7 protein-coding genes and 5 pseudogenes are annotated in these 11,059 nt (G+C 53.1%); 4 read left to right on the top strand and 8 right to left on the bottom strand.

Annotated elements, in window-relative coordinates; all coding sequences use genetic code 11:
• The first annotated feature begins 114 nt into the window (after positions 1-114).
• The 3 genes and pseudogenes from H6973_10420 to H6973_10410 all read left to right on the top strand — a co-directional run bounded on the left by H6973_10420 (position 115) and on the right by H6973_10410 (position 2,342).
• Positions 115-1,289, top strand: a pseudogene (locus H6973_10420) (IS630 family transposase).
• A gap of 181 nt (positions 1,290-1,470) precedes the next feature.
• Positions 1,471-1,851 (top strand): transposase, encoded by a 381-nt coding sequence (locus tag H6973_10415; protein ID MCP5126018.1) that lies wholly within the window; start codon positions 1,471-1,473, stop codon positions 1,849-1,851.
• Positions 1,806-2,342 (top strand): annotated as a pseudogene (locus tag H6973_10410) (IS630 family transposase). Before H6973_10415 ends, H6973_10410 begins: the two are co-directional and overlap by 46 nt.
• 11 nt (positions 2,343-2,353) lie before the next feature.
• On the opposite strand, the pseudogene H6973_10405 reads toward H6973_10410, so the two are convergent.
• Positions 2,354-3,682: pseudogene (locus tag H6973_10405) on the bottom strand (transposase).
• Between the two features lie 315 nt (positions 3,683-3,997).
• Entirely contained in the window at positions 3,998-4,678 is a 681-nt protein-coding gene (locus H6973_10400; GenBank protein ID MCP5126017.1) for a Crp/Fnr family transcriptional regulator, read from the bottom strand.
• A 269-nt stretch (positions 4,679-4,947) separates the two neighbouring features.
• Between H6973_10400 and H6973_10395 the strand changes: the two genes are divergently transcribed.
• Positions 4,948-6,402, top strand: a complete 1,455-nt coding sequence (locus H6973_10395) for a hypothetical protein (protein MCP5126016.1) — start codon at positions 4,948-4,950, stop codon at positions 6,400-6,402.
• Between the two features lie 100 nt (positions 6,403-6,502).
• On the opposite strand, the gene H6973_10390 is transcribed toward H6973_10395, so the two are convergent.
• From H6973_10390 to H6973_10365, 6 genes and pseudogenes are all read right to left on the bottom strand, one after another.
• Entirely contained in the window at positions 6,503-6,868 is a 366-nt protein-coding gene (locus H6973_10390; GenBank protein ID MCP5126015.1) for a transposase, read from the bottom strand.
• Entirely contained in the window at positions 6,869-7,558 is a 690-nt protein-coding gene (locus H6973_10385; GenBank protein MCP5126014.1) for an IS630 family transposase, read from the bottom strand.
• 256 nt (positions 7,559-7,814) lie between these two features.
• The gene (gene ltrA / locus H6973_10380) at positions 7,815-9,137 is read right to left on the bottom strand and encodes a group II intron reverse transcriptase/maturase (protein MCP5126013.1); all 1,323 of its coding nucleotides are present in this window, start codon (positions 9,135-9,137) and stop codon (positions 7,815-7,817) included.
• A gap of 576 nt (positions 9,138-9,713) precedes the next feature.
• A pseudogene (locus H6973_10375) lies at positions 9,714-9,911 on the bottom strand (group II intron reverse transcriptase/maturase).
• A 247-nt stretch (positions 9,912-10,158) separates the two neighbouring features.
• Positions 10,159-10,695 (bottom strand): annotated as a pseudogene (locus H6973_10370) (IS630 family transposase).
• A complete protein-coding gene (locus tag H6973_10365; protein ID MCP5126012.1) occupies positions 10,650-11,030 on the bottom strand; it encodes a transposase in 381 nt (126 codons plus the stop codon). The pseudogene H6973_10370 and the gene H6973_10365 overlap by 46 nt, the downstream one beginning before the upstream one ends.
• Positions 11,031-11,059: the final 29 nt, after the last annotated feature.

The following is an 11,059-nucleotide window of genomic DNA, read 5'->3' as shown; positions in this document are numbered from 1 at the left end:
GATGATGCACCGGTCTTCACTCTAAGTTCGACTTTCCCCACTAGTGGGCTGACACAGAAGTTTTGACAGGTAGCGGTGGGTGCCCTATGGTTGAGATCAACAGGAGGAATCACCATGGCCCACAAGTATCTGGTTGATCTAACTGAAGAGGAGCGGGAAGACCTGCTGAAGGTCATTCATAAAGGCAAGGCAGCGGCGCGCAAGGTTGCCCGTGCCCATGTGTTGCTGCAGGCTGCGGAAGGGGCGACGGATGAGGCCATTGCCCAAAGCCTTCACTTGGGGATTTCGACCGTTCATCGTACCCGTCAACGGTTTGTCGACGAAGGGTTGCTGGCGGCGTTAAGCGAGCGGCCACGAGTCGGTTTGCCCCCGGCCTTGACCGGCAAACAGGCCGCCTTTCTGGTCGCCTTGGCCTGTAGTACCCCGCCCGCTGGCCGTTGTCAGTGGACTCTCCAATTGTTAGCGGACCGCTTCATGGAACTCCGGCCCATCGAAGCCATTTCCCGTGAGAGTGTGCGGCGCATCCTTAAAAAAACGACCTCAAACCCTGGCAACGTCAAGAATGGTGTATTCCCAGTGTCAGTCCCGATTATGTTTGGCATATGGAGGATGTGTTGGACCTGTACGCCGAACCCGATGATCCTCAATACCCCCAAGTGTGCTTCGATGAAAGTCCGGTGCAATTGACCAGCGAAACCCGCTGTCCTCAACCCGCCCGCCCGGGTCAACCGGCGCGCTATGACTGTGAATACAAACGCGAAGGCACCGCCAATTTATTTCTATTCGTACAACCCTTGCGCGGGTGGCGTCATGTTAATGTCACGAAACAGCGCACCAAACGCGATTTTGCCCAGCAAATGCAGCAACTCGTTGATGTGTACTTTCCGAAGGCGGAGCGAATCCGGTTGGTCGTGGATAACCTCAATACCCACACTCCTGCGGCCTTGTATAGTGTCTTTTCTCCAGAGGAAGCCCGCCGGATCACCCGCAAGCTCGAATTTCATTACACCCCCAAGCATGGCAGTTGGCTCAATATGGCGGAATGTGAGTTCGCTGTTCTCGCCGGCCAGTGTTTGAATCGCCGCATTGCGAACCTCGAAACTTTGCGGAAGGAAATCGCCGCTTGGCAAGGCCCACGCAACCTACGTCAGACCAAAATCCACTGGCAGTTCGGCACCGACTTGGCCCGGGTCAAACTCAAGCGCCTCTATCCTCCCTTGAAATCTTCTGAAACCCCGGTGGACCTAGAAACCTCTGAACCTGTCAAAACTTCTGTGTCAGCCCACTAGTGGGCATAGCACAACAACTCGATAAAGTGCGTCGGTAATAGGTCTAACGGTTTTTCACGTCAGTCTTTGGCCGTGACCTGGAAAAATATTGGGTACTCCAGAGGTGGCGGCGTACTATAGTCAAACAGTTTTTTATTAGTTAATATATAATGAAGAAGTTAGCTCAATAAGGAGTACTGTAATGTCAAAGCCGTATAGTGAAGATTTAAGAACAAGAGTGATACAGAGTTACTTAAATGGCCTGTCGAAAATTGATATTGTTACGCTTTTCAAAATAGGGATGGACACCCTGAATCGTTGGCTTCGTCAGTATCTGCAAACGGGGGATGTTAAACCCAAAAAAAGAACCAAATTTCGTGCAAGAAAATTTAGTGACTCTGATTTAACGGATTACATTAGAAACAATCCTTCGGCGACCCTTAAACAAATTGCGGAACATTTTTCTGTTAAACCCTCATCGGTTCAAGCAAGATTGAAAGCCCTAAAAATAACCTATAAAAAAAACAATTTCTCTACGAAGAAAGGGATGAACAAAAAAGGACGGAGTTTGCCCAGCAATTAGAGGCGAATGCATCCCGAGGGGAAGAATCTCAACAAGTTGTTTATGTGGATGAATCTGGATTTCATAACAATATCAGAAATGAATATGGCTGGAGTCCAAGGGGCGAAATTATTTTTGGTGAAAGGAAAAGCAGACCTACTGAAAAACTAAATTTATTGGGTGGACTACTCAACAATGAAATTATTGCGCCACTCGCCTATCAATCTTATACAGATACCGAGATATTTAATACCTGGCTTGAGAAATGCTTAATTCCTGTGCTTCCAAAAAATTGCATGATCGTGATGGATAATGCCCGTTTTCACAAATCCGAAGAAACACGAGAAATCATTGAAGACAATGGTCATCGATTGCTGTTTTTGCCTCCTTATTCACCGGATTTAAATCTTATCGAAAATTACTGGGCTATTCTTAAGGGAAAGTTGAGGAAAATTATTGGAAATTTTCAAAATCTCTTTGATGCGCTGGCGGCAGTTTTCAAAACTATATAAAAACTGTTTGACTATAGCGCCAACGCATCACTAAACGTGGGCTGGGTTTTTCGATACCAAGCGCTGGTGCGTACCGGTATCGCACAACCGACAACGAGCCGATCGGCGATGAGTGTTACGAGGGAGAATAACCCGAGGAGTATCGGCGTGGTGCGCGCGATCGCATGCCACGACCACTGGCGCTGGGTCTCGATCTCGAGGTGCGCTCGCGCCTCTTGGAAGGTAACCTCAACCGACCAGCGACGCACAAACCAGCGCACGACATCCGCTGCCAGCGCGTTGGGATCGGTGCATAGCAGCGCTTGAGTATCAAAGCGTTGCTGGGGATCGCGGATCAGCACCCAGCGGACGGCCACCGGCGGTTTGCCCGCGTGGTACCATACGGCTGTGCCCGAAGCGATCTCCACCATCCGGTGGACCTCGCCATACCACAGGGCCACGGTTCAAGGCTGCCAGTCGGTCGTCGGGTCGGTGGCCACCTGCGCGAGTGTGGGCAGACGCTGGCCTTTTTTGCGCGGCCGTCCCCCGCGACCGGCCACGCGTGACGGTGCCGGCGCATACAGCGCTGCATCCAACCGCAGCCGCGTTACGACGCTGAACGTCTCGCAGGTGACCGCCGCCAACAGCTCCAACACCGCAAAGCTGCTATCGGCCACCACCACCATGGACCGACGCGGTAACTAGCGCTGTACCCGGTGCAACACCTGCCGTGCTCGCTCGGTCAACGGTCGATGCGCGCGCTGATAGCGCCGATAATAACGCTCGGACGGGCACAGTAGCGTTATAGTCAAACAGTTTTATGTTGATTGCCCTTCCAGCAAGGAATACTGTAGTGGCCTGAGCACATGGCAAACTATCCAAAAACTGTTCGACTATAGAACCGGCAGTGCCCACACCCGCCCGGCCCAAGAGGCCGGCACCAACAGCATCAGACTCAGCCAGCGCAAGCCGCTCGCTTTCACAAAATGTCCCCGACTGGAACGTACCGGATCCCGGTAAATGCCCCGCGCGGCAATCTTGCGGCCCCAGCGGCGTTCAATCGTATCATCCAGTCCCATCACCAATGGTCCCCGCCGAGCAAACGCGTTGATTAACAACTGCAGTAACATGCGGCTGCTGGCCACTCCCGACCACCGCGCACGACTCAGCACCCGATGGTAATTCTTGAACCGCCGCTCGTCGCTCAACCCCATCACCCGCAATACCGCCGCCACCGTGCGCCGCCCAGGGGTCAGAATCGCCCCTACCAGTAAGACTTGCACCCGTTGCCACACCGTCTCGGTGAACAGCGGCGCAAACACACTTATAATCAGTAACACGTCGGGAGGTAAGCCACCCATGCGCAGAAACTCTTTTTGGTCGAAGATGATTCTTCAGGATGGTTATCTCTTGGCCCTTACTCAACCCCTAATGGGGAAAGTCGAGCTAAGAATATAGGCGATCCGATTATATTGGTCGTCGCTGGACCCTGCAACCTAAGGAACGGCTATCAAGTTCAATAAGTTATGTTCACATATTTTGGAATAGGTCTATTGTTCCAGTAAAACGCGCCCAACCATCAGATGCAAGGGTAAATCTAGTCGCTTGAGTCCAGTGCCTTGATCGAACCGGCGGGCGAATTCCCCATGAGTCAGTCATCCTCTCATTGCATTTTCTCACCGGATTCCTTTCGCAATCTTCTGCAGCAACGTCTGGTCAGACACCTTGATGCGCCCGCGGCCTAGTGCGATTGCACCCTGCTGCTCAAATTCTTTAAGCAGCCGACTGATCACCTCACGGGCAGAGCCGAGTTCCGAGGCAATCGCCTCGTGAGTAATGCTAAGGCTGCAATCCGAGGAACTGATGGCCACAAGTCGCGACTGTATGTACTGGGCAAGCCGCGTATCCATCTTTTTGAAAGCAATTTCCTCTACTAGGCGCATGGTTTGGATCAGGCTCTGTCCCATCTCCGAAAAAACGACGGTCCTGATCGCATTGTCCAGTCCGATCCAGCGGCGGAAGTCTTTTCCGGGAAACATAACAACTTGGACGTCCTGTTCGATCTCCGCGGAAGCCGGGGCTTGGATTCCTGTAAGCACACAAAGCAGATTCAGTCGGCAAAGTTCTCCGGGTTTCACCGTGTAGAGAGTGATCGCGCGGCCAGACTCGCTGGTCTTGTAGACGCGTATCAGGCCCGAACCAACTAACGCAATCTGATCGACGTTCGCGCCCTCGCAGATGTACATCGAACCCTGCGGGAACATGGCCAGGCGAGCGGTCGTGATCATTTCCGCGCGCGTGTCGCTTTTCGCATTCAGAAACAGGCTGAATTTCTCTAATATCTCAAGAGCTTCCATTTTCGATTCTTATGGGTCAGTGGCAGTGTAATCGGGAAGAATGGCCCAGTGTCCAGGATCAGGAAGGTGCCTTTTCCAGCACAAGAACTACGGGTTGTAGTCACCTTAGTATGTTTCGTTATGCAAGGAACATCGACTAGTCAGTAATCCTTGCCAAGCAATAAAAACAATTTATCACCTTATGTGACTACGGTTACAAAGCCTGGCGTGCGCGAAAGAGTAAACTGAGTACAGTTTCGATATGCATCTTTGCCGCAAGGAGACTGACCATGCAAGTCCTTCGAATCCCAGTGATCCGTTTGATCGTGGCCTTCGCCGCAATCGCCAGCTTGTTGGCCACATCGCCGGCATCCGCCGTTCCACGCTGCGGCACTTTTGAAATCGTGCCCATCCCCGCTATAACCTCGCACTTGGCCGCGTTTGACGATGGTACCGTGTGGGCCATCGGTGGCTCAGCGTCGAACCCGGCCACGCCCGTTCTGCGTCACTTCGATGGCAACGCCTGGAGCGAACAGTCCCTGCCGGCCGAGGCCGATGGCTTCGCCTTCAGCACCAGCGGCAGCACGCCGGACGGCGACGCTTGGTTCGCCGCGACGCGGGCCTATTCAGTATATGAAATCCGGGTCCTGTTCATGCGTGTGCGCGGGGGAGGCGTCGACCGCATCGACACATTCCTCTACCCCAGCTCGATCAACACCCCCGGCGCGCCGGTGGACATCGCCGCTTCGTCCGCTGACGATGTCTGGGTGCTGACCGCCAGCGGCGATGTCATTCACTTCAACGGCACGTCCTGGCAGCCGATGGACGTGCCGCCGGTCTATTCGCCGGATCAGCGCCTCTATCCCAAGGCCATCTATGCCGCCGCACCCAATGATGTCTGGACCGTCGGCTACGGCGGCTCGGGTCGCGCCACCTACATCGGCTACACGCAGCACTGGGATGGCTCTAGTTGGACCAAGGTGTCGACACCCTTCGACGGCCAGGACCAGACCTTCCTCCTGGATATCGACGGTAGCGGCTCGAACGACATCTGGGTGGCCGGTCACTCGAACTATTCCCAGGACATCCTGCTGCATTGGGACGGCGGCGCATGGACACAGGCGCAGGGTCCGGCTTCCGGCGCGGCCATGTCCAAGATTATGACCATGGAGCCCGGCAACGCCTGGGCTATGCCTTACTCTCTGTCCGCCGGCGACACGTTTTACTACTGGAATGGCGCGGCATGGAGCGAAGGCGCCCGCTTCGACCTGCCCAACGCAGTCACCATTTCCTGGCATGACGTGGCGAAAGCAGGCGCCTGCGACACTTGGGCCGTTGGCGCCTACTACGACGGTACTGCCTATCAACCCTTGGCGGCGCGTCTGATGCCAGGTGATGTTCAAGCTCAGGCTGAGGTACTTGTGGGCGCCATTGATGTTACCCGCGTACGCGCGTCGAGCAGGTCATACTACGGGAAGGCTGTCGTAACGATCCTTGACAGGGATCTGGCGCCCGTTGCGGGCGCTGCCGTGTCTGGCGATTTCTCCGGTCCCACCAATGAGAGTCTCGCTGTGACCACTGGCGTTGACGGCAGGGCGGTGTTCTCCTCCGCAGTGGTCAGACGGCCCAGCGGGAACTGGTGCTTCACGATTGCGGACGTCAGCGCATCGGGCGCCATCTACAGCGAAACCTTGAACATGGAAAGCTCGGATTGTGAAGCGGGCGGCGGTGGCAAACAGCGCTGACGGCACGTCGTATTCGGTTCTGTTGCATTAATTTTTTCGAGCACGATTGGGTTACCCTTGCAGGTTGTTATTGTCTTGCTAATAGTTATCCCCACAAAAATCATGCTGGAGCTTTTTCAGGATTAGCGTATTGAGTATCAGGGAGCCTAAAAAATGATTTGACCCTTTCCTGAAATTCTTTTAGCTTTTCCAAAGCAGAATAAACGCGCGCTCTGAAATCAGCCCGGTTTTTAATTGGCTCCTTTTCCAGATGATCATTTTTGATCTCATTCCAAACCTGTTCATCCGGATTTAACTCTGGCGAGTGGGGGGGAAGAAAGAACAAGCGGATTTGTTTTCGATGCGTCTCAAGAAAGGCTTTGACTTCTTTCGAGGTATGATAAGACGCATTGTCCGTGATGACAATTAATGGGCGCTCTCGACCCTCTAATGCCTTCTCTAAAAAGGCAATGAAAACCCCACTCACTCATTTTTGAGTGGTCACTTCAAATATTAACTCGCCCGTCGCCGTAACCATCGATAAAATGTGAAACCCACCCCGGTCATCACTCACTTTAATTTCAGGCGGATGACCGACTAAGCCCCACGTCCGTCCAGAACGCGTATGGCCTTGAACCCATGACTCATCCTGAAACGCAATATCCGCTCCAAGTTCTTGAGCCCGCTTCTGAATCTCTTTAAATTCTTCATTAATAAACTTTTTAACTTCCTCCTGATCCTGGTTTAAGGCATGATAACAAGGTTTTTGACAACTCAGTCCTAATTGATGTAAATGCAGACGAACCGTGGCATCCGATACCCATAAACCAAAGTACTCTTTCAATAAATTAACCATGATCTCTAAAGTCCATAAAACCGTATCATAGCCATGATCCGCCGGCGTCGTATTGAGTATCGTTTCTTTTAACCATCGATCAATATCCGGAGTCATCACACACGTGGCGCCGAGCGCTTTCCGGGTATCCAGGGCTTCTTCTCCTTCATAACGATAGTTGCGAAGCCAATCATAAATACTCGTTCGGTCGATACCCAAAAAATCAGCAACAAGCTCCGGACCATAATGCTTCTCTTCGACCGCGCGAACCGCAATACGCCGGATGTAATTCATCACTTCATCCGGTATTTTACGTGCATCAAACATCCATTCCGCGTTCATTGCCGCACCTCCTCTATAAATTTAGAGTCTCTAAAGAGGTCTTCTATAGTTATTAGACAATTTGATTAACGCTCAGTTCGTTGATAATGTAGGGATAATCGTTGGCAAGCCTATAGGCAGCCAGTGAATCGGGATAGGGGCGGTCAGGATAACCTGACCGTTCCCACCGGGTCGCCGGAGGCAGTCACCCGCCTCCGGCTCCCACAGAACGTCGCGAGCAGATTTCCTGCACGACGCTCTTCGCAGCGTGAAAGATTCACAGCACCGCGAGTGCCTGCAACTCCCGATAGGGAAGATGCAGCTTCGGTCGCGGTAACGGATGGCGCACCTTAATCTGCTGGAAAATCTCCCAAGAAAGGTGCCCTTCCCGGCTCCGACTGCTCAGCATCTTATGCCAATACCACTCCGCAAACCGATGCACTTTCTGCAAGGCTCGGAAGTTGCCGGCGATGCCATAGTAGGCATAGTGACCCCGCAGGACACGATCGAGATGGATCGCCTGTTCCCGTAGCGGCAGATGCCGCATCCGCCGCATCAGGTCGCGTAGTTGACCAAGACTGCGCTGAAGTCGTGCCTTCTCCGTGCGCATGCCCACCTTGAAATTGCCCTTTTGATTGCGCGTGCAATAGAGGGTGAAGCCCAGAAAATAGATCGTCTCCGGGCGATTTCTCCCCCGCTTGGCCGCGTGGGCTTGGGCAAAGCGACCGAATTCGGCCAGCTTGGTCTTGCTCGGTTCCAGGCTGAGGCCAAACTTCCCCAACCGCTTGCGTAGTACCTCCTGGACACGTAGGGCATCCTCGCGGTATTGGAAACACAGCACAAAGTCATCGATATAGCGCAGCAGGTAGGCTTCGCCCCGCAGTCGAGACTTGACCACCCGCTCAAACCAAAGGTCGAGCACATAGTGCAGGTACACATTGCTCAGTAGTACGCTGATCGATCCGCCTTGCGGTGTCCCTTCCTCGTTCGGATGGAGTTCCCCATCTTCCAGAATGCCCGCTTTCAGCCAGCGCCGGATCAGGCTGATCAGGCGCGGGTCTCCGACTCGATGTTCCACGAAGCGGAGTAACCATCCGTGGTCGAGACTCCCAAAGAAGTTCTTTAGATCCGCCTCCAACACCCACCCCACCTTGCGACCGGCGATCACCTCGTGGAGGGTCGCTATCGCGCGGTGAGCACCCAACCCGGGCCGACCACCAAACGAGCAGGGCAGAAAATCCTGCTCGTAGATGGCCGATAACACCTCCGCTGTGCTGCGCTGGAGCGCCCGGTCACTCACACAAGGAATCCCCAAGGGGCGCTTCTCCTGCTTACCGGGCTTCGGAATGTACACCCGCCGAATCGGCGGCGCCGGGTAGCCTTGGCGGTGTACCGCTTCGAGCATCGGCTCGATCCAGACCGCAAAATCCTCCTTTGCCTCCGCGACCGTCTGGCCATCCACGCCGGGGGCCGAGTGATGGGGAATCTGTTGGAGATTCTTCCAGACCCGTTCCGCCGTGATGTGGTGCGCCAGCGAGGTCAACCGGAGCTTCGGTTCACACCGAGCTTTCGCTGCTATTCGTTCAAGTCTCGTTGCCATGACGGGTTGCTCTTCGCTTTGCATCGAAGACCATTGCCTCCCTCTGGGTGGAGCTCATGTTGCCCAAGAACGATTCACACTCCGCTGACCGCTTCCCCCTGTGGTCGGCTCTCCCGACCGCCGAGTACTATCAGTCAGTCTGACTTCCGCCAGGCCATTGGGTCGTCCTCGCGTTGGGCGCTTGTTGGACCCTACAAGCTCCGCTTGAACCCGGCGGATCTCCCTTGTTCCCATGAAATCCTTGGATGACATGCCGGCGGTACGAACCCCGGAAGCACCCCAGAAGACTCGCCCATACGCCTCCTGGAATTCCGCCTTCCCCATTGGGAGACTGGGTCGGCTACTTCAACCACGTTCGATTTCGGGGCTATGTTCCCGTTCACGGTCGTTCCGGCCTATCATCTTCCTGTCTACGCTTCGCAGTGCCCGTCACCGGTTCACCACGCAAGACTCGGTACCCGGCTGCTGGCTAGGCTTTACCAGGGCAGCCATCTCAGGCTGCTGTATTTCATGCGCTTGCAAGGCGCAACTCCCACACCACCCGGCATGCGGGTCCGCACCGGGCGGTTCGAGCCGTTAAGGTGATGAGAGCCGCGGCATGCCGAGGCGGTCAAAGTAGGCGATTGGCATCGTGCGATTCAACGCCAGGCGGCTGTTATGCCACCAGCGGCAGCTATTCGCGGCGATGTGTTGAGCGTCCGTTACTGAGGCTTCTAACGCCAACAATTCCCGATACATCGCCTTGCCTCGACGCCAGTGCTTGAGTTGCAGTGCGCCAAATTGGCATCGCGCTGCCAATTTGACGCTAGTTGCGGCTTTCTTCTTCACCCGAGTGTTCGGGTTCATGCCCCACCGCCCGTGTTTCATCACCGATCGGTTCCGGTAGGGCTTCACCCCACCCGCCCCCGGTCGGCCCCGGTTTCCCGAGCTTCTGTGCCCTACACGTTCGAGCAACAGGATCGTTCGCTCTCCTCCTCGTTCGGCCCTTCACCCCAAACCGGCGGTTATAGTCAAACAGTTTTTAGATAGTTTGGAAAACCGCAACCAGCGCATCAAAGAGACTTTGAAAATTTCCAATAATTTTCCTCAATTTTCCCTTAAGAATAGCCCAGTGGTTTTCGATAGGATTTAAATCCGGTGAATAAGGAGATAAAAATAGCAATTGATGGCCATTGTCTTCAATAATTTCTCTCGTCTCTTCCGATTTATGAAAACGGGTATTATCCATCACGATAATACAATTCTTTGGAAGTGCAGGGATTAAGTATTTCTCAAGCCAAGTATTAAATATCTCGGTATCCGTATAAGATTGATAGGCGAGTGGCGCAATGATTTCATTGTTGAGTAGTCCACCCAATAAGTTCAGTTTTTCAGTGGGCCTGCTTTTCCTTTCACCAAAAATGATTTCGCCTCTTGGACTCCAGCCATATTCATTTCTGATATTGTTATGAAATCCAGATTCATCCACATAAACAACTTGTTGAGATTCTTCCCCTCGGGATGCATTCGCCGCTAATTGTTGAACAAACTCCGTTCTTTTTTGCTCATCCCTTTCTTCGTAGAGAAATTGTTTTTTTTATAGGTTATTTTTAGGGCTTTCAATCTTGCTTGAATCGATGAGGGTTTAACAGAAAAATGTTCTGCAATTTGTTTGAGGGTCACCGAAGGATTGTTTCTAATGTAATCCGTTAAATCAGAGTCACTAAATTTTCTTGCACGAAATTGGGTTCTTCTTTTTGGTTTAATATCCCCGGTTTGCAGATACTGACGAAGCCAACGATTCAAGGTGTCCATCCCTATTTTGAAAAGCGTAACGATATCCATTTTCGACAGGCCATTCAAGTAGCTCTGTATCACTCTTGTTCTTAAATCTTCACTATACGGCTTGGACATTGCATTGTCTTGCTAATAGTTATCCCCAC

Source organism: Gammaproteobacteria bacterium, assembly GCA_024235095.1.
In the GTDB taxonomy this organism is placed as follows: domain Bacteria; phylum Pseudomonadota; class Gammaproteobacteria; order Competibacterales; family Competibacteraceae; genus UBA2383.
Note: the sequence above shows the minus strand (reverse complement) of the source record. Positions and strands in the feature narration are given on the sequence as shown.

Bases quoted from the DNA above. Each gene is read 5' to 3' on its own strand.
- H6973_10415 (MCP5126018.1), top strand. From the start codon at position 1,471: ATGTCAAAGCCGTATAGTGAAGATTTAAGAACAAGAGTGATACAGAGT.
- H6973_10400 (MCP5126017.1), bottom strand. From the start codon at position 4,678: ATGGAAGCTCTTGAGATATTAGAGAAATTCAGCCTGTTTCTGAATGCG.
- H6973_10395 (MCP5126016.1), top strand. From the start codon at position 4,948: ATGCAAGTCCTTCGAATCCCAGTGATCCGTTTGATCGTGGCCTTCGCC.
- H6973_10385 (MCP5126014.1), bottom strand. From the start codon at position 7,558: ATGAACGCGGAATGGATGTTTGATGCACGTAAAATACCGGATGAAGTG.
- ltrA (MCP5126013.1), bottom strand. From the start codon at position 9,137: ATGGCAACGAGACTTGAACGAATAGCAGCGAAAGCTCGGTGTGAACCG.
- H6973_10365 (MCP5126012.1), bottom strand. From the start codon at position 11,030: ATGTCCAAGCCGTATAGTGAAGATTTAAGAACAAGAGTGATACAGAGC.